The 25,510-nt window shown below is 66.4% G+C and carries 23 protein-coding genes; all 23 read right to left on the bottom strand.

Going from position 1 to position 25,510, the window contains the following annotated elements; translation table 11 throughout:
* Nucleotides 1-475 precede the first annotated feature (475 nt).
* A complete protein-coding gene (murA, locus tag IEY68_RS29000; RefSeq protein WP_058854878.1) occupies nt 476-1,735 on the bottom strand; it encodes a UDP-N-acetylglucosamine 1-carboxyvinyltransferase in 1,260 nt (419 codons plus the stop codon).
* Nucleotides 1,736-1,889: 154 nt separating this feature from the next.
* Nucleotides 1,890-2,522 (bottom strand): cob(I)yrinic acid a,c-diamide adenosyltransferase, encoded by a 633-nt coding sequence (locus IEY68_RS28995; RefSeq protein WP_058854879.1) that lies wholly within the window; start codon nt 2,520-2,522, stop codon nt 1,890-1,892.
* A 98-nt stretch (nt 2,523-2,620) separates the two neighbouring features.
* Nucleotides 2,621-3,043: a DUF2550 domain-containing protein gene (locus tag IEY68_RS28990; protein WP_058854880.1), complete on the bottom strand. Its 423-nt coding sequence runs from the start codon at nt 3,041-3,043 to the stop codon at nt 2,621-2,623.
* A 260-nt stretch (nt 3,044-3,303) separates the two neighbouring features.
* On the bottom strand, nt 3,304-3,684 hold the full coding sequence (locus IEY68_RS28985; RefSeq protein WP_058854881.1) for a F0F1 ATP synthase subunit epsilon: 381 nt from the start codon (nt 3,682-3,684) through the stop codon (nt 3,304-3,306).
* Between the two features lie 6 nt (nt 3,685-3,690).
* On the bottom strand, nt 3,691-5,139 hold the full coding sequence (atpD, locus tag IEY68_RS28980; protein ID WP_058854882.1) for a F0F1 ATP synthase subunit beta: 1,449 nt from the start codon (nt 5,137-5,139) through the stop codon (nt 3,691-3,693).
* A gap of 22 nt (nt 5,140-5,161) precedes the next feature.
* The gene (locus tag IEY68_RS28975; RefSeq protein ID WP_063000220.1) at nt 5,162-6,133 is read right to left on the bottom strand and encodes a F0F1 ATP synthase subunit gamma; all 972 of its coding nucleotides are present in this window, start codon (nt 6,131-6,133) and stop codon (nt 5,162-5,164) included.
* A 61-nt stretch (nt 6,134-6,194) separates the two neighbouring features.
* Complete coding sequence (gene atpA, locus IEY68_RS28970; RefSeq protein ID WP_058854883.1) at nt 6,195-7,832, bottom strand: F0F1 ATP synthase subunit alpha; 1,638 nt, start codon at nt 7,830-7,832, stop codon at nt 6,195-6,197.
* Between the two features lie 81 nt (nt 7,833-7,913).
* The gene (locus tag IEY68_RS28965; RefSeq protein ID WP_063000222.1) at nt 7,914-8,723 is read right to left on the bottom strand and encodes a F0F1 ATP synthase subunit delta; all 810 of its coding nucleotides are present in this window, start codon (nt 8,721-8,723) and stop codon (nt 7,914-7,916) included.
* Nucleotides 8,724-8,742: 19 nt separating this feature from the next.
* Entirely contained in the window at nt 8,743-9,303 is a 561-nt protein-coding gene (locus tag IEY68_RS28960; protein ID WP_058854884.1) for a F0F1 ATP synthase subunit B, read from the bottom strand.
* A 5-nt stretch (nt 9,304-9,308) separates the two neighbouring features.
* On the bottom strand, nt 9,309-9,557 hold the full coding sequence (locus IEY68_RS28955) for an ATP synthase F0 subunit C (RefSeq protein WP_030522398.1): 249 nt from the start codon (nt 9,555-9,557) through the stop codon (nt 9,309-9,311).
* A 77-nt stretch (nt 9,558-9,634) separates the two neighbouring features.
* Nucleotides 9,635-10,411 carry a F0F1 ATP synthase subunit A gene (gene atpB / locus IEY68_RS28950; RefSeq protein ID WP_082681346.1) on the bottom strand — a complete coding sequence of 259 codons (777 nt, stop codon included), beginning with the start codon at nt 10,409-10,411 and terminating at the stop codon, nt 9,635-9,637.
* A gap of 345 nt (nt 10,412-10,756) precedes the next feature.
* Nucleotides 10,757-11,224, bottom strand: a complete 468-nt coding sequence (locus IEY68_RS28945; protein WP_058854905.1) for a Cg1360 family ATP-synthase-associated protein — start codon at nt 11,222-11,224, stop codon at nt 10,757-10,759.
* Nucleotides 11,225-11,234: 10 nt separating this feature from the next.
* Nucleotides 11,235-12,401 carry an MraY family glycosyltransferase gene (locus IEY68_RS28940; RefSeq protein WP_058854906.1) on the bottom strand — a complete coding sequence of 389 codons (1,167 nt, stop codon included), beginning with the start codon at nt 12,399-12,401 and terminating at the stop codon, nt 11,235-11,237.
* A gap of 61 nt (nt 12,402-12,462) precedes the next feature.
* Entirely contained in the window at nt 12,463-13,128 is a 666-nt protein-coding gene (locus tag IEY68_RS28935; RefSeq protein WP_058854907.1) for an L-threonylcarbamoyladenylate synthase, read from the bottom strand.
* Between the two features lie 83 nt (nt 13,129-13,211).
* Complete coding sequence (prmC, locus tag IEY68_RS28930; protein WP_058854908.1) at nt 13,212-14,087, bottom strand: peptide chain release factor N(5)-glutamine methyltransferase; 876 nt, start codon at nt 14,085-14,087, stop codon at nt 13,212-13,214.
* Between the two features lie 342 nt (nt 14,088-14,429).
* The gene (prfA, locus tag IEY68_RS28925) at nt 14,430-15,506 is read right to left on the bottom strand and encodes a peptide chain release factor 1 (RefSeq protein WP_058854886.1); all 1,077 of its coding nucleotides are present in this window, start codon (nt 15,504-15,506) and stop codon (nt 14,430-14,432) included.
* 314 nt (nt 15,507-15,820) lie between these two features.
* Entirely contained in the window at nt 15,821-16,048 is a 228-nt protein-coding gene (gene rpmE, locus IEY68_RS28920; protein ID WP_058854887.1) for a 50S ribosomal protein L31, read from the bottom strand.
* Between the two features lie 308 nt (nt 16,049-16,356).
* Nucleotides 16,357-18,453: a transcription termination factor Rho gene (rho, locus tag IEY68_RS28915; RefSeq protein WP_058854888.1), complete on the bottom strand. Its 2,097-nt coding sequence runs from the start codon at nt 18,451-18,453 to the stop codon at nt 16,357-16,359.
* A 313-nt stretch (nt 18,454-18,766) separates the two neighbouring features.
* Complete coding sequence (gene thrB / locus IEY68_RS28910; protein WP_058854909.1) at nt 18,767-19,714, bottom strand: homoserine kinase; 948 nt, start codon at nt 19,712-19,714, stop codon at nt 18,767-18,769.
* Between the two features lie 26 nt (nt 19,715-19,740).
* Entirely contained in the window at nt 19,741-20,802 is a 1,062-nt protein-coding gene (thrC, locus tag IEY68_RS28905) for a threonine synthase (protein ID WP_058854910.1), read from the bottom strand.
* An 83-nt stretch (nt 20,803-20,885) separates the two neighbouring features.
* Complete coding sequence (locus IEY68_RS28900; RefSeq protein WP_058854911.1) at nt 20,886-22,247, bottom strand: homoserine dehydrogenase; 1,362 nt, start codon at nt 22,245-22,247, stop codon at nt 20,886-20,888.
* Nucleotides 22,248-22,270: 23 nt separating this feature from the next.
* The gene (lysA, locus tag IEY68_RS28895) at nt 22,271-23,686 is read right to left on the bottom strand and encodes a diaminopimelate decarboxylase (protein ID WP_058854889.1); all 1,416 of its coding nucleotides are present in this window, start codon (nt 23,684-23,686) and stop codon (nt 22,271-22,273) included.
* 58 nt (nt 23,687-23,744) lie between these two features.
* Nucleotides 23,745-25,403, bottom strand: coding sequence for an arginine--tRNA ligase (gene argS / locus IEY68_RS28890; RefSeq protein ID WP_058854890.1), 1,659 nt, complete (start codon nt 25,401-25,403; stop codon nt 23,745-23,747).
* Between the last annotated feature and the right edge of the window lie 107 nt (nt 25,404-25,510).

Raw genomic sequence — 25,510 nt, 5'->3', positions numbered from 1 at the left:
CAAACTAGAGTCCGAAAACCTAGCAAAACAAATCGCCAGCTGGAATTTAGCTGACTTAAATGTTCGATCCTCCACACGGGGGTATGAAGAACCGAAACCAAATTAAATATTTGGCACTGACATTCATCAACACACTATTGAGTTCTCAAAGAACACACGCACCCACTATCTCATGACCTTTAAGCCATTCGATCTTGTGAGGCAACTTCTGAAGCTTAGCTCATCCGTTTTCCCGATTGCAAATCGGCGTCCCGGTCGAGCCAGTGTGATCGCCAGGCGCTCCTCGTCCTACCTCGTTATCCCTGGTCCCTCCGGCTCGGCGTTTCCGCCTTGCTCCGGGCCCCGGGTCGGTGTCCGTGTCGCTCTGACTTGGATAAAGTTACGTTGCATCTAATTCAATGTCAAATCGCCTGGTCAAGGCGACTTTTCAGCGACTGCTTCCGATACCGTTTCCGGACCGGGCCGCTGGAAACGGTCAAGTTCCCACTCCCACCCGTTCCACGCCGGCTCCGAGCGCCTGGAGTTTCTCCACGAAGTTCGGATACCCGCGGTCGATATGGAAAACGTCGTGCACTTCGGTGACCCCGTCGGCGACCAGGCCCGCCAGCACCAGACCGGCGCCGGCCCGGATATCCGAAGACCAGACCGGAGCGCTGGACAATCGGGGGATACCGCGTACTACCGCGTGATGACCGTCGGTCCGCGCGTCGGCGCCGAGCCGGATCATCTCCTCCACAAAACGGAAGCGCGCTTCGAAGACGTTCTCGGTGATCATCGAGGTCCCGTCCGCGATCGCCGCGAGGCCGATCGCCATCGGCTGCAGATCCGTCGGGAAACCGGGGAACGGCAGGGTGGAGAAGTTCACCGCGCGGGGGCGATCGGCCTGCACCACCCGGAAACCCTCGGGTTCGAACGAGATCCGCGCGCCGGCCGAGCGCAGTTTGTCCAGGACCAGGGCCAGATGCTGAGGATTCACCCCGGTCACCCGCACATCACCCATCGTCATGGCGGCGGCGATACCCCAGGTGGCCGCGACGATGCGGTCGCCGATCACCCGGTGTGTGATCGGCGACAGCCGTTTCACGCCGTGGATGGTGAGTACCGAGGTACCCGCGCCGTGGATACGGGCACCCATCTGGGTGAGCATGGTGCACAGGTCGACGATGTCCGGTTCACGGGCCGCGTTGTCGATCACTGTCTCCCCCTGCGCCAGGACCGCGGCCATGAGGATGTTCTCGGTGGCGCCGACCGACGGGAAGTCCAGGCGGATCCGCGCACCCTGCAGCTCGTCGGCCCGGGCGACCACGCATCCGTGCTCGATCTCGCTCGTCGCGCCGAGCAGCCGTAGCCCGGCCTGGTGCATATCGAGCGGCCGGGAGCCGATCGCGTCGCCGCCCGGCAGCGCTACCACCGCACGTTTGCATCGGGCCATCAGCGGGCCGAGGACACAGACCGACGCGCGGAACTGGGTCACCGCCGGGAAGTCCGCGTGGTACTTGGGTTCGGCGGGGGTATCGATGGTCACCACATCCCCGGTGATCGTGACGTCACAACCGAGACCGCGCAGCACCTCCCCCATCAACGGGACGTCGAGAATATCCGGGCAGTTCGTGATGGTGGTCATGCCTTCGGTGAGCAGAGCAGCGGCCATCAATTTCAGGACGCTGTTCTTGGCGCCTCCGACCGAGACCTCACCGACCAGCCGATTGCCGCCAGTTACCAAAAACCGTTCCATGCCGCCTCTCCGAGTATTCGGCGCACCAGTGAGTGCAAGGATAGAGCGCCCGCGATCGCATCACGCCGCCGGTCGAGACAACGCCGAGCCGCCGAGCGCGGCGGCTCCTCGACCCGATCGCCAGGAGCAGTTTCCACCGTCGGGACAGAATTCGTCAGCTTTCGGACGGAGAACCGGCGCCGGTTTCGTCCGAAGCCGGCGCAGCGGCCCCATCCGCCCGGCCACCACCGGGCTGCCAGAGCACATCGCCGTCCGGATTGGTGTACCGGCTGAGAATGAACAGCAGGTCCGACAGCCGGTTGAGGTACTTGGCAGGCAGAACGCTGGTGTCCTCGGGATAGGTCTCCACAGCCGCCCACGCCGACCGTTCGGCGCGCCGAACGATCGTGCGCGCGGTGTGCAGTAGCGCGGCGAGCGGGGTCCCGCCGGGCAGGATGAACGAATTCAATGGTGCCAGTTCGGCATTGAACCGGTCGCACCACTGTTCCAGGCGTTCGATATAGCCCGCCGTGATCCGCAGCGGCGGATACTTCGGGTTCTCCACCACCGGGGTCGAGAGATCCGCGCCCGCGTCGAACAGGTCGTTCTGGACTCCACGCAGGACTGCTGTCAATTCCGGATCCGGGCCGCCGAGAGCGATCGCGACCCCGAGGGCGGCGTTGGCCTCGTCGCAGTCCGCGTAGGCGACCAATCGCGGATCGGTTTTCGGCACCCGGGAGAAGTCGCTGAGACCGGTGGTCCCGTCATCGCCGGTGCGGGTGTAGATCCGCGTCAGGTGCACGCTCACAGCACCCACCCTAAACGCTCGTACCGTCCGCGACGTGGTTGCGGCGGATGCGCAATTGCGCCGAGAGCGTTCCCGGCGCGGGAGCAGGACACGCGGTCTCAGTGGCCGCGCAGCCGGCGGGCCCGCTCCGAGGGCCGCGACTCGACCCAGGACAGGAACGCGGTGAGCGCCGCCCGGTCGAGGGCCAGCTCGTAGTCACCGTTGCGATCGGACACGCCGATGACCGCGATCCCGTCGGTCATGATGTCGAACTCGTCACCCTGCGGACCGCGCCGTTCGCCGATCTCGATACCGCGCCGGTGGATCACCGAATCGGCGCCGATCTTGAGGCTGGACAGCTTGTAGAAGACGAGATGATCCTCGTCGTAGCGGATGACACCGTGACGCCAGCGTTCGCCGCCGCGAGCCGGGAGTACGCGCAGGATGGCCGCGGTGCCGCCGCGCCGCAACATGACCAGGCGATAACTGGAAACCAGAGCCAATGCGACCAGCACGAGCACCAGAATGATCAGTAACACCATCCCGGTCTGCAATGCTGCACATCCCTTCGCTCATCCGAGGCGACCGCCGGATCGGACCGGCAGATGCACCCGCCGCCATTCAACCACGAACCAGTTTACAAATGGCACGGGGATGTCTCGGATATTGCGATGTCATCGATCCCGGCGGCATCCGGCGGCAATGCCGGCGTGACCGGCGCACCGGCGAAACGGCTCCGGCCGGCGACGAAAATTCGCCGCCGGCCGGAGCCGAGATGATTCTGTTGTTCCCCGAGGGGAGATCAGGACGCCGATTCGGCCTGTTCCACCGCGCGGACCCGGCCCTGTGCGGCGAGCTGCGCCTCCGCGGAAGCCGAGCCGTCGGACAGCACCTGACGCGCGGCCGCGATATCGACCTCCGTGGAGAACTCGGCGGACTCCGCCAATACGCGCACCGTATCGGCGGTGACCGAGAAGAACCCACCGTGCACCGCGGCCACGATCCGGGTGCCGTCGGTATCGACGATGGTCACCGTGCCACCCTCGACCAGCTGGCCGAGAAGAGGCTCGTGACCGGGCATGATGCCGATCTGACCCTCGGTGGTCTGGGCGCTGACGAAACTCGCCCGGCCCGACCAGAGCCGCCGCTCGACAGCGACGAGATCAACTGACATATCCGCCATGGAGGGCTACTTTCCGGCGATCTTCTTCGCGGCCGCCTCGACATCGTCGAGACCACCGCAGCTGTTGAACGCCTGCTCCGGGAAGTGGTCGAATTCGCCCTTGCACACGCGGTCGAAGTCGTCGATGGTCTGCTCCAGCGGCACGACCGAACCCACCTGGCCGGTGAACTTCTCGGCCACGATGAAGTTCTGGCCGAGGAACTTCTCCAGCCGACGGGCGCGACCGACGAGGACCTTGTCCTCTTCGGAGAGCTCGTCCATACCGAGGATGGCGATGATGTCCTGCAGTTCCTTGTACTTCTGCAGGATCCGCTTCACCTCGTTGGCCACCGCGAAGTGCCGGTCGCCGACGATCGAGGCCTCGAGGATACGAGAGGTCGAGGTCAGCGGGTCGACGGCGGGGTAGATGCCCTTCTGCGAAATCGGGCGGGAGAGCTCGGTGGTCGCGTCCAGGTGGGCGAAGGTGGTCGCCGGAGCCGGGTCGGTGTAGTCGTCGGCGGGCACGTAGATCGCCTGCAGCGACGTGATCGACCGGCCGCGGGTGGAGGTGATGCGCTCCTGCAGTTCACCCATCTCGTCGGCCAGGGTCGGCTGGTAACCGACGGCCGAGGGCATCCGACCCAGCAGGGTCGAGACCTCGGAACCGGCCTGGGTGAACCGGAAGATGTTGTCGATGAACAGCAGCACGTCCTGATGCTGCACATCGCGGAAGTACTCCGCCATGGTCAGCGCGGACAGGGCCACGCGCATACGAGTGCCCGGCGGCTCGTCCATCTGGCCGAAGACGAGGGCGGTGTCCTGCAGGACGCCCATCTCTTCCATTTCCAGGTGCAGGTCGGTGCCCTCACGGGTGCGCTCACCGACACCGGCGAACACCGAGGTACCGGAGAACTCCCGCGCGATACGGGTGATCATCTCCTGGATCAGCACGGTCTTGCCGACACCGGCACCACCGAACAGACCGATCTTGCCGCCCTTTACGTACGGGGTCAGCAGGTCGATGACCTTGATGCCGGTTTCCAGCAGTTCGGTCTTGCCCTCGAGCTGATCGAAGCTCGGCGGCTTGCGGTGGATGCCCCACTGCTCGCCGTCCCGGCCGAGGCCGGGAGTGTCGAGGCAGTCACCGAGGGCGTTGAACACGTGACCCTTGACGACATCGCCGACCGGCACCGAGATCGGCTTACCGGAGTCACGGACCTCGGCGCCGCGGACCAGGCCGTCGGTGGGCTGCATCGAGATGGTGCGCACGATGTTGTCACCGAGATGCTGGGCGACCTCGAGGGTGAGGGTTTTGGCCACCGATTTCAGGGCGATATCGGCGCTCAGCGCGTTGAACAGCGCCGGAATGGAGCCCCGGGGGAATTCGATATCCACGACGGGGCCGATGACGCGGACCACGCGGCCTGTGGCGGCGCCGGTCCGGCTCGAGTCTTCTCGAGTAACAGCTGCGGTCATTTCTGGTTTCTCTTCCTGCGTCTCAGTCGCGTTCCGAGCTGGCCGCCAGGGCGTTCACGCCGCCGACGATTTCGCTGATTTCCTGCGTGATGTTGGCCTGCCGCAACGAGTTGGCCTGCCGGGACAGGGAACTCGCCAGTTCGTTGGCGTTGTCGGTGGCCGCCTTCATTGCGGTGCGCCGAGCCGCATGCTCGGATGCCGCTGCGTCGAGCAACGACGCGTAGATCCGCGTATTGATGTACTTGGGCAGCAGAGCCGCCAGGAGTACATCGGCGTCGGGCTCGAATTCGTACTGCGCGCTCACTTCGGCCGTGGGCGAATCGGTGAGCATATCCTCACCCAGGTCGAAGTTCTCGTCGACGAAGGAGATCTGGATCGGCGCCATCCGGCGCACCTCCGGCGTCTGCGACAGCATGCTCACGAACCGGGTGTAGACGATATGGAGTTCATCCACGCCCGCGATCGAACCGGTACCGTCCGGTGCCGGAACCTCGCTCGCGGACCCGGCCATGAAGCTGTCGACCAGGTGGTTGCAGGCCGCCGAGGCATCCGGGTAGGTCGGCTGCTGGGAGAACCCGGTCCACGAGGCGACCGGCCGGCGGTCACGGAAGGTGTAGTACGTCAGGCCCTTGTTGCCCATGACGTAGAGCACCGGTTCCTTGCCCTCTTCGCGCAAGGTGGTCATCAGCTCCTCGGCCCGTTTGAGCACATTGGAGTTGTAACCACCGCACTGGCCGCTGTCACTGGTGATCACCAGAACAGCGGAACGCTTCGGGTTCGGACGTTCGGTGAGCAGCGGGTGCGACAGACTCTTCGACGCACTCGCCAACTCCGCGACCACCTTGGTGATCTCCTCGGAGTACGGCTTGGCAGCCGCCACCCGGGCCTGGGCCTTGGAGATACGCGAGGTCGCGATCAGCTCCTGGGCCTTGGTGATCTTCTTGATCGAGTTGATACCACGAATACGGGAGCGCAGCTCGCGCAAGGTAGCCATCGGCGGTTCACACTCCCTTCGTTCGCGGCGTTACAGGAAAACAGCGCATGGTTCGCCCGGTCTACTTCTCGACGTGCTTGCGGGTGACCGACAGCGACTCGACCTCTTCGTGCCCGAGCTCGTCGGCGCCGGGCTCGTTGACCACGCGGCTGCCGTCGGAGGCCAGGAAGCCCTGCTTGAAGTTGTCGGTCGCGGTCTTGATCTGCTCGGCGGCGTCGCCGGTGAGCACCTTGCCACCCTCGATGCTCTTGAAGGCATCGGCGGCATTGCTGTGCAGATCCTCGAGCAGTTCGACGTTGAACTTGCGGATATCACCCACCGGCACCGAGTCGTAGTAGCCGCCGTCGACCAGGTAGATCGAGACGATCTGGTCCTCGACCGCGATCGGCGAGTACTGGTCCTGCTTGAGCAGTTCCACCCAGCGGGCACCACGCTCGAGCTGGGCCAGCGATGCGGAGTCCAGGTCGGAGGCGAAGGCGGAGAAGGCTTCCAGCTCGCGGTACTGCGCCATTTCCAGACGCAGGGAACCTGCGACCTTCTTCATACCCTTGGTCTGGGCGGCGCCACCGACACGGGAGACCGAGGTACCGACGTTGATCGCCGGGCGGACACCCTTGTTGAACAGATCGGACTCCAGGAAGACCTGACCGTCGGTGATGGAGATGACGTTGGTCGGGATGAAGGCCGAGATGTCGTTGGCCTTGGTCTCGATGATCGGCAGGCCGGTCATCGAACCGCCGCCCATCGCATCGGAGAGCTTGGCGCAACGTTCCAGCAGACGCGAGTGCAGGTAGAAGACGTCACCCGGGTAGGCCTCGCGGCCCGGCGGGCGGCGCAGCAGCAGCGAGATGGCGCGGTAGGCCTCGGCCTGCTTGGTCAGATCGTCGAACACGATCAGGACATGCTTGCCCTGGTACATCCAGTGCTGACCGATGGCCGAACCGGTGTAGGGGGCCAGCCACTTGAAGCCGGCGGAATCGGAGGCCGGGGCGGCGACGATCGTGGTGTACTCCAGCGCGCCGTGCTCCTCGAGGGCCGATTTGACGCCCGCGATGGTGGAACCCTTCTGACCGATCGCCACGTAGATGCAGCGCACCTGCTTGGCCGGGTCGCCGGACTCCCAGTTGGCCTTCTGGTTCAGGATGGCGTCGATGCAGACCGCGGTCTTACCCGTCTTGCGGTCGCCGATGATCAGCTGACGCTGACCGCGGCCGATGGCGGTCAGGGCGTCGATGGCCGTGATACCGGTGGCCAGCGGCTCCTCGACCGGCTGGCGCTCCAGCACAGTGGCGGCCTGCAGCTCGAGGACGCGACGGTCGTCGGCCTCGATATCGCCCAGACCGTCGATCGGCTGGCCGAGCGGGTTCACCACGCGGCCCAGGAACTTGTCGCCGACCGGGACCGAGAGCACATCGCCGGTGCGACGCACCTGCTGGCCCTCTTCGAGGTCGGCGTACTCACCGAGCACGACGGCGCCGATTTCACGGTCCTCGAGGTTCAGCGCGACGCCGAGCACACCGCCCGGGAATTCGAGCAGCTCGTTGGCCATGGCCGAAGGCAGGCCGCTGACGTGCGCGATGCCGTCACTGGTGTCGGTGACGACACCGACTTCCTCGATGGAGGTTTCCGGGGTGTAGCTCTGGGTGTAGCTTTCGATCGCGCTACGGATCTCGTCGGAGGAGATCGTCAGCTCCGCCATGTTCTTCCTGCTCTCGGTCTCTGGTCGTGGAATGTCGGGGGTGTGGAGCGGCTCGCGCCGGGCATACCCGGCGCCGGACCGCTAGGTCAGCGAGCGGCGCAGCCGGTCCAGCCGGCCGATCGCGCTGCCGTCGATCACATCGTCGCCGATGCGCACGACGAGCCCGCTCAACAGTTCGGGATCGACCTCGACATGCACCGTGACAGCCTTGTTGTAGATACGGCCCAGGGCGCCGGCCAGCCGCTCACGCTGGGAGTCGGTCAACGCGATCGCCGACCGCACATGCGCGACGATCTGCTGGCGCCGGGCCGCGGCCAGATCGGACAGTTCGTCGAAGGCCACACCGATCCCGGAACGCTGCCTGGTCACCACCTGTTCGGCGAGAGCCTGGGTGATGGTCTCGGACTTGCCGGACAGCAGCCGGTCGAGCAGCTCCCGTTTGGCCGTAGCCGACGTGGCGCGGTCGGCCAGTGCCTGATCCAGCGCCGGGTTGTCGGCGATGATCCGGCCGAAGCGGAACAGCTCGTCCTCGACCGCGGTCAGCCGGTCCTGTTCGGAGGCCGATTCCAGGTATGCCAGCTGACCCAGCAGCACCAGGGTGTCGACCAGATCCCGGGGACGCGACCAATCCTGGGCCACCGCAGTGGTCAGCACCGCCTGAGTGGCAGCGCTGACCCGGCTCCCGAAGACCCGCTCGCTCAGTTCGGCACGGGCCGAACCGGGCACCGACACGTCCGCGAGCGCCACCCGCAGCGGACGCTGGTCGTCCAGTACGTCGACAACGGCGAACAGTTCGGACCCCGTCGTGGCCGCAACACCGTTGCTGCCGGTCAGCGCGGCCCGAAGCGCCTCCTTGGACCGGGAGCTGGCCTCACGGCTCGCTGCGTACATGGTTCTCACTCCTCCGTCGTTACCTTCCGACCCCGATACCGGCGTCCGAACGGTCGATCTCGTCGAGGAATCGCTCGATCGTCGCGGCCTGTTTGGCCTCGTCCGATACCGACTGCCCGATGATCTTCTCGGCCAGGTCCACGGCGGTGCGGCCGACATCGGCACGCAGCTCGGTGAGGATCTGCTGGCGCTGGGCTTCCAGCTGGGTGTGCCCGGCCGCGACGATACGGTCGCTCTCGGCCTGCGCGTCGGCCTTCATCTGGGCGAGGATCGCTTGGCCCTGGTTGCGGGCGTCTTCGCGGATCTTCGCGGATTCCAGACGGGCGTCGGCCAGCTGCTTCTGGTACTGCTGCAACGTCTCCTGGGCTTCGGCCTGTGCGGCCTCGGCCCGTTCGATGCCACCCTCGATCTTGCCGGCGCGCTCGTCCAGCACCTTCATCAGGCGCGGAACGGCGTATTTGTAGACCACGAAGGCGATAATCGCCACGCAGACCGCCGACCAGACGATGTCGTACGTCGCGGGGATGAGAGGATTCACATCCTCTCCCTCTTCCGCTGCGAGCAGAATGAACTCGTTCATCGGAATCAGAAGATGAAGCCGGCGACGAGACCGATCAGCGCCAGGGCTTCGGTGAACGCGATGCCCAGGAACATGTTGGTCCGGATGGTGCCGGAGAGCTCGGGCTGGCGGGCAATGCCCTCGATCGCCTTACCGACGACGATACCGACGCCGATGCCGGGGCCGATCGCGGCCAGGCCGTAGCCGACAGCGCCGAGGCCCTTCAGCGTGGATTCGTTGGTGGCAGCTTCCTGGGCCAGGTACGAGAGGCTCATGAGTCTTCCATTCCCTTTCTGTTGCTCACCCGCCGGACGGCGTGGTGCAGCAGGTCCTTATCGGTTGTTCCGGTCGGTCAGTGTTCGTCGGCGTGCTGGGCAAGGCTGATGTACACGGCGGTCAGCAACGCGAACACATAGGCCTGCAGGAAAATGACCAGCAGTTCGAAGAGGGTGAATGCAAGTCCGCCCAGCAGCGAGAAGGGCGAGAACACCTTCATCCAGTTGTCCGCGTCGAAGAGGAAGAACTGGGTCGCGCTGAAGAACAGCACCAACATGATGTGACCGGCGAGCATATTGGCCATGAGACGGACGGTCAGCGTGAAGGGGCGCAGCACGAAGGTCGAGATGAACTCGATCGGAATGAGCAGGACGTGCATGGCCGGCGGAACATTCGGAACGACGATGCTGCTGCGCATATAGGTGAAGAAGCCGTACTTCTTGATGCCCACATAGTTGAACGCGATATACGCGATCACTGCCAGTACCAGCGGCATGCCGATACGCGCGTTCGACGAGATGTTCAGACCGGGGATCACACCCGAGAAGTTCAGGAACAGGACGGTGAAGAAGATCGTCGCGATCAGCGGAAAGAACTTGCGACCGCTTTCCTTGCCCAGGATCTCGTCACAGATCTGCTCCTTGACGAAGACCAGACCCATTTCGCCGATGTTCTGTAGCCGTTTCGGCACGATGCGCGGAGTCCGGAACGCCAGGAACAGGAAAGCGACCAGGACAGCGGTCATCACGAGCCGGACCAGCATCAGCCGATCGAGTTCGAAGGGGGTCCCCTCGAACAGCACCGCTGGAGGGAAGAAGTCGGTTAGCGACGGCGCGTGGAACTCCGCGGCCAAGGTGGTGACGCTCAGCGTTCTCTCCCGTGTTCGGGCCGCGGGATGTTTTCGGTCCCGCGGTTCGATCGGACATTGACGATCAATGTGGGTCGACTGAGGTCGGCTCGAGGTCGTCAGCAGCTGTAGCGGCGATCCGCGCTGGCGTCTGTACGTGTGTCGGCGACATCGTCGACATGCAGAACCGAACCCTGTTACGAGCGCGGCACCGCAGTAGCATAGCGATAGCTGGTCGGGCCTGGTCGGCGCCCCTGGCTTAGTCGCTTGCTTACCAACACTTTACCAAGAGAACTACGACAACGTGTAGCGGGGGCGATGTTATCTACGACAAATTGTCGTAGTCCCTGGTCAGTCCTGGTCGGGATCCGCTTGCCGGCCCTGCTCAGGGACGGTCACATAGGGCACTTTCTGTCTCAATACACCGTAAGTTTCCGCCCCCAGCACGATGACCAGGGCGCCGACGACAGTCAGGAACAGTGCCATCCGGTCGTAGAAATCGAATTGCTGCAGAATCGCGACGACTATCAGCGCGACCAGCAGCTTCCCGACCCAGCTCGCCAGCATGACCATGCCCGCTGTGGTGGGTGGCAGTTTCGCGCCGAGCAGCACCACGACAGCCGTGGTCAGGATGAACCCGCCGCCGATCGCGGCCCCCAGCAGCGCACCCCACAGACCGGCCACACCGGCCAGGGCGGTGGCGAGCACCACCGACAGCACCGTCAGGACGACCAGGCCGATCAGTCCGTACCGCAATGCCGCGCGCAGCGGGGCATCGGCACTGTCGGAGGAACTTGGGCCGGCAGGACTCGTGGACACGGGCCGCACTCTACCCGGACTCGGAACCCGAGCCCGCCGCGTCCCGCCGTGCCTGCCGCCGCCACAGACCCGGAACAGCGGTCACGACCAGGGCGAACAGCAAACCGGCCGCCATCATCAGCACCACCACCCGGCGATCCATCACCGAGGTCCCGACCGCGCCGAAGGCGAGGATGCCGACCCACAGATAGATCACCAGCACGACCCGGCGCTGCGAATGCCCGATCTGCAACAGCCGGTGGTGCAGATGCATCTTGTCGGGAGTGGAGAAACTGACTCCCGCCCGCACCCGGCGCACGATCGCCAGCAGCAGATCCAGTACCGGGATGAACATCACCGCGCCGACCAGCAGCAACGGCGAGAGCAGGCCGACGATATCGCGCGGACCGTAGCCCTGCAGGGGGATCCGGCCGGAGGCACTGGTCGATACGGCCGCCAGTACCAGCCCGATCAGCATGGACCCCGAATCGCCCATGAAGATCCGCGCCGGCGAGAAATTGTGCGGCAGGAACCCGAGACAGGCCCCGGCCATGGCCGCGGCCAGCAGGGCCGGCGGATAGCTGTCCACCGAACCGCCCTGCTCGGTGAGCAGGCCCACCGCGAAAGCGAACACCGCGAACGAGGCGATCAGACCCAGCCCGGCGGCCAGCCCGTCCAGGCCGTCCACGAAGTTCATGGCGTTGATCAGCGTGACCGCGACCGCGACCGTGACCAGACCGCCCTGCAACCCGTCGAGCACGACGGTGCTGTTGTTGAACGGGTTGTAGATCAGATACCAGCCCAGCCCCATCACCGCCATCACTCCAGCGGCGGTGACTTGACCTGCGAATTTGGTGAGCGCGTCCAGCCCCCACCGATCGTCCACGATGCCCACCCCGACGAGGATGGTCGCCGCGACCAGCACCGCGGCGATATCGGGCCGGTAGTCGAACCCACGACGCAGCGCCGGCAACTGATGGGCGAACAATACGGCCGCCACCACGCCGATATACATCCCCACCCCGCCCATCCGGGGAATCGGTTTCACATGCACATCACGATCACGCGGAATGGCCACCGCGCCGAACCCGATCGCCAGCGTGCGGATCCCGCCGGTGGACAAGAAGGTCACCACCGCTGAGATCAACAGCACCAAGAGGAGCTCGCGTAGCGGGACAACCGCACCGTAACCGGTCATCGCGCCGACCACCGTTCCGCGATCGGGGAGACTGCCCGTACCTTCATCGAAATCGGTACATTCACCGCGCGACGGACCCGATCAGATCCTCGGGGACGACTCCCAGCACTTCGGCGACCGCCTCAATCGGCACCGCACCCACCCGCAGAATCCGCGGCTGATCAGCGGTGAGATCGACAATGGTGGAGGCAGTGGCGTGCTGGGCGGGGCCGCCGTCCAGATACACACCCACCTGGGACGCGAGCTGTTCCCGCGCCTGGGTCACATTCTCGGCAGCGGGCCGGCCGGAAATATTCGCGCTGGACACCGCCAGTGGCCCGATTTCCTGCAACAGTTCCAGCGCCACCGGATGCAGCGGCATCCGCAACATCACCGTGCCACGCGCGTCACCGAGATCCCAGGACAGCGAAGGCGCCTGCTGCACAACGATACTCAACCCACCGGGCCAGAAAGCCCGGATCAGTTCCCGGGCCTGCGGCCGCACCGAGAACACCAGCCCATCGATCGTGTTCCACGAACCGACCAGCACCGGAACGGGCATATCCCGCCCCCGCCCCTTCGCCGCCAGCAACGACGACACAGCGGCCGAATCGAACGCGTCGGCAGCCAGACCGTAGACGGTGTCGGTGGGCACAACGACCAACCGCCCCGATCTCAGAGCACTGGTCGCCGCGGCCAGGCCGGCGGCGCGCGAGTCGGGATCGGCGCAGTCGTAGACGGTACTCACGCCGACCATGGTATGGGCTGTGATATGGCCCCGCCTCCGGCGGGGCGGACGAAAGGGAGCTCGCAGTGTGGCGTATCGCGCCGTCAGTCCGTGCGCAGTGCCGTGACGAATCGCGGTTTGCCGGCCAGGTCGGAGTGTTCGACTGTTCGGGTGAACCGCCCGTCGGCCGCGAGCAGACCCGCGAGTTCGCCGCCGTTACTGTCATCGTGCTCGATCGCCGCTCCCCCGCCCGGCCGCAGCAGCCGGCCGATGAGTGGAACAAGTGGGCGGATCACCTCCAGCCCGTCGGGGCCGCCGAAGAGAGCGCGATGGGGATCGTGGTCGGCGACCTCCGGGGACAGTTCGGCGCCGTCCGGAATGTAGGGCGGGTTCGCGACGACGAGATCGACGAAACCGTCGAGTTCGGTGAGCAGATACGGGTCGGTGACATCATCGTGGTGCAGGACGATGGGGGTGTCACCGGCCGCGGCGCGCTGTTCAGCATTGCGGCGCGTCCAGCCCAGCGCATCGGGGTCCAGTTCCACCGCGTGCACATCGGCGTCGGGACGCGCGTGCGCCAGTGCGAGCGCCAGCGCACCCGAACCGGTGCACAGATCCACCACCACCGGTGTGTGGTCGTGCCGTACCGCCTCGAGGTGCGCGAGCGCCCATGCGAAGAGGAGCTCGGTCTCCGGGCGCGGAACGAAAACCCCGGGACCGACTTCGAGATCGATCTCGCCCATGAAAGAACGCCCGGTCAGATGCTGCAGAGGGATCCGCTGGGCACGGCGTGCCACCAGGGCTCGATACTCCTGCAATTGCTCCGGCCCGATCAGTGGACTGAGTAGCAGACGCGAACGCTCCACGCCCATTACGTACGCGGCGAGATGCTCCGCGTCCGCCCTGGGGCTGGGCACACCGGCCGCGTGGAGGTTTTCGATCGCCTCGGCGAGCACGGGGCGGAGCTGAACACGGGTCACTCGCACATTGTGCATACCGAACCGCTCCGGGGGGCGAGCGGAGTGCGTGGAGATCGCCGGGGTTCTCGAGCAACAAGGCCAAGGAACGCAGCGACCGATCGCGTGCGCGTACAGCCGACCGCCGATAGCCCGGCGGCCGTCGGCGCTTACAGAATCGGTAACCCGCCCAGGCGATCGAAACGCACGTCCACCCCACCTTCCATCTACCCCCGATAGTCCGCATTCAAGGTCGGGCCCGCCCCGGTTCTGGAGCGACGTAGCGAAGGAGCACAGCGACTGAGCGAAGGAGTGAAGAACCGGGGTTGATAGGGCCCCGCCCCGCGGCGCCGAAGGCGCCGCGGATTACTCGGCCATGCGGGCGGCGCGGTCGGCGGTGGCGAGGGCATCCAGCAGGGCGTCCATTTCGCCGTTCAGGACTGCGTCCAGGTTGTGCGCCTTGTAGCCGATGCGGTGGTCGGCGATGCGGTTCTCCGGGAAGTTGTAGGTGCGGATGCGTTCGGAGCGATCCACCGTCCGGATCTGACCGGCCCGGCCTTCCGCTGCTTCCTGTTCCGCCTGTTCTTCGGCGAGGGCCTGCAGGCGCGCCGCCAGGACCTGCATGGCGCGGGCCTTGTTCTGGAGTTGGGAGCGTTCGTTCTGGCAGGTGACGACGATTCCCGAGGGGAGGTGGGTGATCCGGACCGCGGAGTCGGTGGTGTTGACGCCCTGGCCGCCTTTGCCCGAGGAGCGGTAGACGTCGATGCGCAGATCGGTTTCATCGATCTGCACCGCCTCGACCTCGTCGGGTTCGGGATAGATGAGGACACCGGCGGCCGAGGTGTGGACCCGGCCCTGGGATTCGGTGACCGGCACCCGCTGCACCCGGTGGACTCCGCCTTCGAATTTGAAGCGCGACCACACACCGTCGCGGGCGGCGTCGCGGCTCTTGATGGACAACGTCGCTTCTTTGTAGCCGCCGAGGTCGGAGACGGCCGCGTCGAGGATCTCGACCTTCCAGCCACGACGTTCCGCGTACCGGACGTACATGCGGGCCAGGTCGGCGGCGAACAGTGCCGATTCTTCGCCGCCTTCACCGGATTTCACTTCCAGCACCACATCGTCGCCGTCGTGCGGGTCGCGGGGGGCGAGCAGATCGGCGAGCTGCTTCTCGAGTTCTTCGAGTTGTTCCTCGAGTCCGGGGACCTCGGCCGCGAACGCCGCATCGTCGGCAGCCAGTTCCCGGGCAGCCTCGAGATCGTCGCGGGTGGCGGAGAGTTTCTTGTAGGTGGTCATCACCGGAGCCAGTTCGGCGAACCGCTTCCCGACCCGTCGTGCGGCATCCGGGTCGTTGTGCAGGGACGGGTCCGATAGCTGCGTTTCCAGTCCGGCGTATTCGGCCAGCACATCGTCGATCGCTGACGGTGCGGTTTTCTCGGCCATACGAAGCTCCTACAAGCAACTGATTCCGAAGGTGCTGAGCATATGTACTCGATCGGCCCCCGAAGGCCGAAGCACCTGAGCATGACTTCCGAGCTGGGCACCCCTGATTCCCGGACCCTTCCCCTCCTCCGGATCGCCCACCTCAGTGGTCGGGCCCGCCCCGGTTCTGGAGCGACGTAGCGAAGGAGCGCAGCGACTGAGCGAAGGAGTGAAGAACCGGGGTTAACAGGGCCCGACCCCGTGGCGCCGGAGGCGCCACAAATAAACACAGCGCCCGACCTGCGAAAAGGCAGGGCCGGGCGCTGTGCGGAGAGCTAGTTGGCGTCGGCTTTCTTGGCACGCTTGCCGTAGCGGGCCTCGAAGCGCGCCACACGACCACCGGTGTCCAGGATCTTCTGCTTGCCGGTGTAGAACGGGTGGCACTGCGAGCAGACCTCGACGGTGATGTGTCCCGATTCCTTGGTGGAGCGGGTCTGGAAGGTATTACCGCAACCGCAGACCACCGTGGTGTCGACGTAGGTCGGGTGAATTCCTGCCTTCATGGGTGTCCTCTCGATATTGGTCGCCGGGTCGCTCGAGGCATTTACGTCGAACGTGAACCGGAACCGACTTCAGGCGGGATTGTCTGCGCGAATCGCAGACGCACGGCGGCCCAGTATGCCAGAACCACCTGCGCCAGCTGTAACGCGCCTCCTGCTGTGTTTATTTCGGCGCCTCCGGTGCGGGCGAGAAAGGGAACACGCCCGGACCAGCCGAACGGAACAGGGCCCGGTCACGGGCTGTGCAGACAGTCCGTAACCGGGCCCTCGGAGCGGAGCCGGGGTTCGCCGTGGCGGCGAACCCCGTTCACTCATTCGTCCAGCGCACCCGGTGCGGTCTTGGAGACCTGCATCAGGAACTCGAGGTTGTTCTTACTCTTGCGCAGGCGGTCGATCAGCAGGTCGATCGCCTGGTGCGAGTCCAGACCGGACAGGACACGGCGCAGTTTGTGCAGGACCGCGGCCTCGTCCGCGTTGAGCAGCAGCTCGTCCTTACGGGTACCGGACGGATTGACGTCCACCGCGGGGAACACACGCCGTTCGGCGATCTTGCGGTCGAGTTTGAGCTCGGCGTTACCGGTGCCCTTGAACTCCTCGAAGATCACCGTGTCACCGGTCGAACCGGTTTCCACCATGGCGGTGGCGATGATGGTGAGCGAACCACCGTTCTCGATATTGCGCGCCGCGCCGAGGAACCGCTTGGGCGGGTACAGCGCGGTGGAGTCGACACCACCGGACAAGATGCGCCCGGACGCCGGCGAGGAGTTGTTGTACGCGCGGCCGAGCCGGGTGATCGAATCGAGCAGCACCACGACGTCCTTGCCCATTTCGACCAGGCGCTTGGCCCGTTCGATGGCCAGTTCGGCGACCGAGGTGTGATCGGACGGCGGCCGGTCGAAGGTCGAGGCGATGACCTCGCCCTTCACCGAACGCTGCATATCGGTGACCTCTTCGGGACGCTCGTCGACCAGTACGACCATGAGGTAGCACTCGGGGTTGTTGATCGCGATCGCGTTGGCGATGTCCTGCATGATCGTGGTCTTACCGGCTTTCGGCGGGGACACGATCAGCGCGCGCTGCCCCTTACCGATCGGCATGATCAGATCGATCACCCGGGTGGTCAGCTTGTTCTGCTGGGTTTCCAGGCGCAGCCGCTGGTTGGGGTACAGCGGGGTCAGCTTGTTGAAATCGGGGCGGCGCTTGGCCGAATCGATTTCGGCCCCGTTGACGGTGTCCAGCCGCACCAGCGGATCGAATTTCTGCCGCTGATTGCTCTGCTCCCCATCGCGCGGAGCGCGGACCGCACCGGTGATCGCGTCACCGCGGCGCAGGCCGTTCTTGCGCACGAGGTTCATCGAGACGTAGACGTCGTTCGGGCCGGCCAGGTAGCCGGAGGTGCGCACGAACGCGTAGTTGTCCAGCACGTCGAGGATGCCCGCGACCGGCTGGAGCACATCGTCTTCGCGGATCTCGGGCTCACGCGCCTCGGCACCGCCACCCTCGCGTTCGCGACCCCGGCGGCGTTCGCGGAACCGACGGCCGCGGCGGCCACGGCCGCCTTCTTCGTCGTCGCCACCCCGGTCGCCACCGCGGTCCCGGTTGCCACCGGAGCCGCGCTGATCGCCACCCTGGCCCTGCTGGCCGGACTGGTTGCGATCGCGGCGACGTTCGCCCTGTTCGCCGTCCTGCTTGGCGCCGTCCTGCTTGGCACCGTCCTGCTTGGCACCGTCCTGCTTGGCACCGTCCTGCTTGGCGTCCTCACCGGCGGGCTCGCCGTTCTTGGGCTGCTGATCCCGGCCACGGCGCTGGCGGCCCCGGCCACGCTGGCCGGAATCCCGGCCCGAATCCTCGGACCCCTCGGACGACTTGTTATCGGCTCTGCCCTCGGTCCTGGCGCCGGATTCGGTGTCCGCGGCGCTGCCTGCGGTGCCGTTGGCAGTGGCCGTGCCATTGGTAGCGGCCTGGTTGGCCTTGCCCTTGTCCGCGGCCGCCGAATCCTTTTTCGCGGCGGTATCAGCGGCGGGCACGTCGACCGCCGGAGCCGACGCGGCGGCGGGCGCGGCCTCGACGGCAGGCGCCGCGGTCCCGGCCTCGGTAGGCTGGTCTGCGGTTTTACGTTCTTTGACAGCCTTCGCGCGGGTGCTGCGCTCCGCGGCGGCGGGTCTGCCGGCCTGGTTTTCCTTGATGGCAGCGATGAGATCACCCTTACGCATACCGGAGGTGCCCCGAATTCCGAGTTCCCCTGCCAGTGCGCGCAACTGCGGCAACAACATTCCAGTCAGCCCCGATCCGATGTCGGTATTTTCGCTCATCTTCGAAGAAATCTGTCCGGAGTCACTTTCGCGGTTGCCCGAGGGTTCGGAGTCGGATTCCACCCCGGGTGTCGCGAGCAGGTCCGTATCTGTCACGGAGATCCTTTCCTTCCCTCGATGGCCGTGTGCTGTGTCGAGGGTTTCGTTCCGAAGTCCGATCTCGCTGCCGGACTCGGATTTGTAGCCGTATCGCCTGCCCCTCCGGGACCGGGTGCTTCGCCACCGCTGAAAAAGGTGGAAGAGATCATTCCAGTTGCGAGGCTGCGCGGCACCCCCATGGCATGAGGGCTCGAGCCTGGAGCCTGCTGGAGCGATTGCCCTGATGAAGCACCGGCGTCTGATGCGCGCGATGTACGGACTTGCCCAGGATAGCGGGCAAGTACGAAGGACGGCAAGGCGGACGCGCCCGTCAGCTGATCTGGACGCCCTCGGAGAGCCCCGGTTCGACGACCCGGAGGCCGTCCGCGGCGGCCAACTTCCGGAGTTCTTCCGGAAAAACGCTGGTCACGAGCGCTAGCACAGTGGGCCCGGCGCCGGAGACCGTGGCCGCGATCCCGTGGGCCCGCAAACGCTCGATCCAGGCGGTGGTGAGCGGCAGCGCGGGGGCGCGCTGCGTCTGGTGCAGTCGGTCCGCGGTGGCCGGGAGCAACAGGTCGGGGCGCTGGGTCAGCGCGACCACCGACAGCGCGGCCCGGCTCACATTGAACGCGGCGTCGCGGTGCGGAACCAGATCGGGCAGCAGGCCGCGGGTCTGTGCCGTGGAGGATCTCTCCTCCGGGATGAGAACCACCGGACGCAGCGTGGGATGCGGGTCGAGCCGGACAGCCCGGTAGAGGCGCTGCGGCGCGGCGATATCGGTATCCGGGCCGGGACCGGTTTCGGTCCAGGACACGACGATTCCGCCGAGCACGCTGGCGGCCGCGTTGTCCGGATGCCCTTCGAATTCGGCCGCGAGTTGCACCAGTCGGTCGGAGTCGACGGTCGAGGCCGGGTCGAATTGCGCGGCCAGCGCGCAGCCGGCGGCGAGACCGCCGACCGCGGCCGAGGCGGAGGACCCCAGCCCGCGGGAGTGCGGAATCGCGTTCCGGCACACCACGTCCAGGCCGTCGGCCCAGATCCCGGCCGCTTCCAGCCCGCGTTCGATCGCGCGGACCACCAGATGCTGTGGCCCCCAGGGCACCTCGTCGGCGCCTTCACCCTCCACCTCGATGTTCAGCCCGGATTCGGTGCTGCGCACCTCGATCTCGTCGTAGATACCCAGCGCCATTCCCAGGGAATCGAAACCGGGACCCAGATTCGCGGTGGACGCGGGTACCCGGACCGAAACGGTGAGACCGGCGGGCAGGGTCGGGGACATGAGCCGGCTCTCGCGGGTTTCCACCGTCAGGCCAGCTCGAGTCGGGCGGCCACGGCCACCGGGTCGACCTGGATGGCCTGCACCTCGGGCATGCCGAGGAGGGCGGTGTCGGGGTCCTTGAGACCGTTTCCGGTGACCGTGCAGACCACCGTCTGCCCGGCTTCGAGCCAGCCCTCCGTGTGGGCGGCCAGAACACCGGCGACACTCGCCGCGGACGCGGGCTCCACGAAAACGCCCTCTTCCGCCGCGACCAGACGGTACGCGTGCAGGATCTCCTCGTCGGTCGCCGCGCGGAACGCGCCGCCGGACTCCTCCTTGGCCGCCACAGCGCCGTTCCAGGAGGCGGGCGCACCGATCCGGATGGCGGTCGCGATGGTCTCCGGATGGCTGACCGGGGCGCCGTTGACCAGCGGTGCCGCGCCGGCGGCCTGTACACCCAGCATCCGTGGCAGCGAGTCGGTCACACCGTCGGCCCGGTATTCGCGGTAACCGCGCCAGTAGGCGGTGATGTTGCCGGCGTTACCCACCGGCAGCGCGTGCACATCGGGCGCCCGGCCGAGCACATCGCAGATCTCGAAGGACGCGGTCTTCTGTCCCTCGATCCGGGCCGGGTTCACCGAGTTCACCAGTCCGATGGACGGGAAGTCCGAGGTGACCTTGCGGGCCAGTTCCAGACAGTCGTCGAAATTGCCCTCGACCTGGATGACCTTGGCGCCGAGCATGACGGCCTGAGCGAGTTTGCCCATGGCGATCTTGCCCTGCGGGATCAGCACCGCGCAGGTCATACCCGCGCGGGTCGCGTAGGCGGCGGCCGAAGCCGAGGTATTACCGGTGGAGGCGCACAGCACCGCCTGCTGACCCCGGTACTTGGCATCGGTCATGGCCATGGTCATACCGCGGTCCTTGAACGAACCCGTCGGGTTGGCGCCCTCGACCTTGAGATACACCTCACAGCCGGTGAGCCGCGACAGGTACGGCGCGGGGACCAGCGGAGTCCCGCCTTCGAACAGGGTGACCGGTTCCCAATCGGCGGCACCCGCGAGCCGATCGCGGTAGGCCGCGATGAGCCCGGGCCAGCGGGAGTGCACTCCGGCCTGCGGGGCGATGCCGGTGGTGGCTCCGCCCGTCGTCCGGCCGCCGCCCCGCACGGAATCGCTGCGCGATGCTGTCGTCATTCCTCGGTGCCTTCCAATCTCAGGACGCTGGTGACAGATGTGACGGATTCCATATCCGACAGTGCGGCGACGGTCTCCGCGAGGGCCGCCTCGGCCGCGAGGTGGGTCACGACCACCAGTCGCGCCTTATCGTCGTGACCTTCCTGCCGGACCGTCGAAATGCTCACCCCGTGGTGGGAGAATTCGCCCGCCACCTTCGCCAGCACACCGGGACGGTCCTCGACCTTGAGGTTCACGTGATAGCGGGTGGGTGTATCGCCGATCGGCGCGATCGGAAGCTCAGCATAGACCGATTCCCCGGGCGCGCGGCCACCGAAGAATTTGTTGCGCGCGGCCATGACCAGGTCACCGAGGACGGCCGACGCGGTCGGCGCACCACCGGCGCCTTGCCCGTAGAACATGAGCCGGCCGGCGTTCTCGGCCTCCACGACCACCGCGTTGAACGCTCCGGTCACCGCCGCCAGCGGATGCTTGCGCGGGATCAGCGCCGGATAGACGCGCACCGATACCCGTTCCTTACCGCCTTCTTCCGGGGTCGGGCCCCCCGGCCCCGCGGGTACCCGCTCGCAGATGGCCAGCAGTTTGACGGTGCAGTCCAGCGCGGACGCCGTTTCCAGATCCTCGGAGGTGATCGCGGCGATCCCCTGGCGGTACACGTTCGCGGCGGTCACCCGGGTGTGGAAGGCCAGCGAGGCCAGGATGGCGGCCTTCGCGGCGGCGTCGTAGCCCTCGACATCGGCGGTCGGATCGGCTTCGGCGTATCCGAGGCGGGTGGCTTCGGCGAGGGTGTCGCCGTAATCGGCGCCCGTCTCGTCCATCGCCGAGAGGATGAAGTTGGTGGTGCCGTTGACGATGCCGACCACCCGGTTGACCCGGTCACCGGACAGGGATTGGATCAGCGGCCGCACCACGGGGATGGCACCGGCGACAGCGGCCTCGAAATACAGATCGGCGCGGCTGCGTTCCGCGGCGGCAGCCAGTTCACCGGTGTAATCGGCCAGCAGCGCCTTATTGGCGGTGACCACCGATTTCCCGGCGTTCAGCGCGGCCAGGATCAGTTTCCGCGCCGGATCGATACCGCCGATCACCTCGACCACCAGGTCGACATCGGGCCGGGCCACCAGGGCTTCGGCGTCGGTGGTGAGCAGTTCGGCGGGTACACCGCGGTCGCGATCGAGGCTGCGCACCGCGACCCCGCGCAGGGTCAGCGGCGCGCCTACCCGCGACTGTAGGTCGTCGGCGTGATCCCGCAGGATCCGGACGACCTCGCGGCCGACATTGCCCATCCCCAGTACCGCGATACCGATCGGACGGTCCGGACCCCATCGACCCGGTACCACCTCGGCCCCCTCTGACATGCTCTCCCCTTTCGTCGCGTCCATCAGACCTCCAGGCCGAGCAGGTCCTCGACCGTTTCCCGGCGCAGGATCAGCCGGGCCGCGCCGTCGCTCACAGCGACGACAGCGGGGCGGGTCAGCATGTTGTACCGGCTCGACATGGAATAGCAGTAGGCACCGGTTCCGGCCACCGCGATCAGATCGCCGGGGCCGGCATCGGCCGGAATCCACGTGTCGCGGATGATGATATCGCCGCTCTCACAGTGCTTTCCGACCACGCGAGCGACCACCGGCGCGGCCTCCGATCCCCGCGAGACCAGCTGGCAGTGGTAATCGGCCTGGTAGAGCGCGGGCCGGATATTGTCGCTCATCCCGCCGTCCACACTCACGTAGCGCCGGCGCAGGCCGCCGTCGAGCGAGACATCCTTGACCGTGCCGACCTCGTACAAGGTCACGGTGCCGGGGCCGGCGATGGCACGGCCCGGTTCGACCGCGATCCGTGGGACGGGCAACCCGGCGAGTTCGGCCTCGCGCGCGACCAGTACACGGAGTTTCTCGGCGAACAGGTCCAGCGGCGGCGGATCGTCGGAGGGTAGGTAGGAGATACCGAGACCGCCGCCGAGATCGAGCAGCGATATCTGCGCGGTGCGTTCGACACCGAATTTGTCGACGGCCTCGCGCAGCAGCCCCAGCATCCGGTGCGCGGCGATTTCGAAACCGTCGATTTCGAAAATCTGCGATCCGATATGGCTGTGCAATCCCACCAGCCGCAGATTATCGGCCTCGAATACCCGGGCCAGCGCTTCCATGGCGTCGCCGCCGGAAATGGAGAAACCGAATTTCTGATCCTCGTGCGCGGTGGAGATGTATTCGTGGGTGTGCGCCTCCACGCCGACGGTGACGCGGACCAGGACGTCCTGCACCACCCCGGCCGCTCCGGCGACGGCTTCGAGCCGCTCGATCTCGATCAGCGAATCGACCACCACATGGCCCACTCCGGCCGCGACCGCGGCTTCCAGCTCGGCCACCGATTTGTTGTTGCCGTGCAGGGCGATACGTCCGGCGGGGAAGCCCGCGTGCAGTGCCACGGCCAGTTCACCGCCGGAGCACACGTCCAGCGAGAGCCCTTCGTCACGGATCCAGCGCGCGATCTCCCCGCACAGGAAAGCCTTGGAGGCGTAGTGGACTCGCGAATCCGATCCGAACGCGCGCACCATATCGCGGCAGCGGGACCGGAAATCGTCCTCGTCCACCACGAACAGCGGTGTGCCGAACTGTGCGGCGAGTTCGGTGACCGGCACCCCCGCCAATCGGACCACATCGTCGGCGCCGCGGGTGGCGTTGCGCGGCCACACCTGCGCGGGCAGGTCGATCAACTGCCGCGGGTCGGCCGGGCGTTCCGGCAGGCTCGGGGCATGCGGCATCTCGGCGTGCCGGGGCCCGGCGGGATGGACACTCATCGTTCTTCCTTCCTCGTCCACTGCCGGAACAGTCGGTCGATGCGATTTCGGGACGCGGTCACATGCGCTCCGGGGCGGTGACGCCGAGCAGAGCCAGGCCGTTGGCCAGCACCTGACGGGTGGCGTTCACCAGCACCAGGCGGGCGGCGTTGACCGGTGAGACGGGTTCGTCACCCAACGGCAGTACGCGCAGGGCCTTGTTGGTCTGGAACGGGTGGTAGGCACCGGCGAGTTCCTCCAGGTACCGGGCGATGCGGTGCGGTTCGCGCAGCGTCGCCGCACTCGCCACCACCCGGGGGAACTCACCGACCGTGCGGATGAGCGCACCCTCGAACTCCGAATCGAGGAGGGCGAAATCCGGTGTCACCGTGTCGTATTCGAATTCGGCGGCATTGCGCGCGATGGACGCGGCGCGGGCGTGGGCGTACTGCACGTAGTACACCGGGTTCACGCTGTCCTGTTTGGCCCACAGGTCCAGATCGATATCGATGCTCGAGTTCACCGAACTGCGCACCAGCGAGTACCGGGCGGCATCGACACCGATGGCCTCGACCAGATCGTCGAGTGTGACCACGGTGCCGGCGCGTTTGCTCATCCGCACCGCCACCCCGTCGCGCAGCAGGTTCACCATCTGACCGATGAGTACCTCGACGCTGTCGGGATCGTCACCGAACGCGGCGGCCGCGGCCTTCAACCGGCCGATGTAGCCGTGATGGTCGGCGCCGAGCATATAGATGCACAGATCGAAACCGCGCGCCCTCTTGTCCTGCAGATAGGCGATATCCCCGGCGATATAGGCGGCATTTCCATCGCTCTTGATGACGACCCGATCCTGATCGTCACCGTATTCGGAGCTGGCGATCCACCAGGCGCCGTCCTTGGAGTACAGGTCACCGGAATTCTTCAGGGTTTCCACCGCGCGTTCCACCGCGCCCGAGGCGAACAGCGAACTCTCGTTGAAATACACATCGAAATCGGTGCCGAATTCGTGCAGCGTCTTCTTGATGTGCGCGAACATCTGTTCCACGCCCTCGGCGCGGAACAGTTCCAGCCGCTTTTCGGGGTCGAGTTCGGCCGCACCGGGATGGGCGGCGACGATCCGGTCGGCGATCTCACCGATATAGGCGCCCGCGTACCCGTTCTCCGGGGTGGGCGCGCCGGTGGCGGCCGCGACCAGCGATTCGGCGAACCGGGTGATCTGCCCGCCGTGATCGTTGAAGTAGTACTCGCGGGTGACCTCGGCGCCCTGCGCGGCGAGGATCCGGCCCAGGGCGTCGCCGACCGCCGCCCAGCGGGTCCCGCCCAGATGTACCGGGCCGGTCGGGTTGGCGGAGACGAACTCCAGGTTGATCTTGGTCCCGCTGAGGGCGGCCCCGGTACCGTAGTCCGCTCCGGCCGCGTGTACCTGATCGAGCACCGCACCCTGCGCGGACGCGGCCACCCGGATGTTCAGGAACCCCGGCCCGGCGACCTCCGCGGAAGCGACGGCCTCGGTATCGCTCAACGCCGTGGCGAGCCAGCCCGCCAGATCCCGCGGATTGGTGCCGGCCTTCTTCGCGACCTTCATCGCTACATTGGTGCTGTAGTCACCGTGCTCCGGGTTCCGCGGACGCTCCACATCGACCGTGCCGGGCAGCACCGAGGCATCCAGTCCACGTTCGGCGAGGACCTTCGCCGCGGTGGCGTGAAGGAGATCTGCAAGGTCGGCTGGAGTCACGAGTCTCTATCCTATGGTCCGAGTGGGTGCACGCCGCGAGTGGGCACCGCAGCCAGGCGCACCTCCGCCTATGCTTCGGCCGCGCGCGGACTGTGGACGGGCCTCGT

Origin of the sequence: Nocardia jinanensis (genome assembly GCF_014645735.1) — a bacterium.
Classification (GTDB): Bacteria; Actinomycetota; Actinomycetes; order Mycobacteriales; family Mycobacteriaceae; genus Nocardia; species Nocardia jinanensis.
This window is presented reverse-complemented; position numbering and strand designations above follow the sequence as displayed.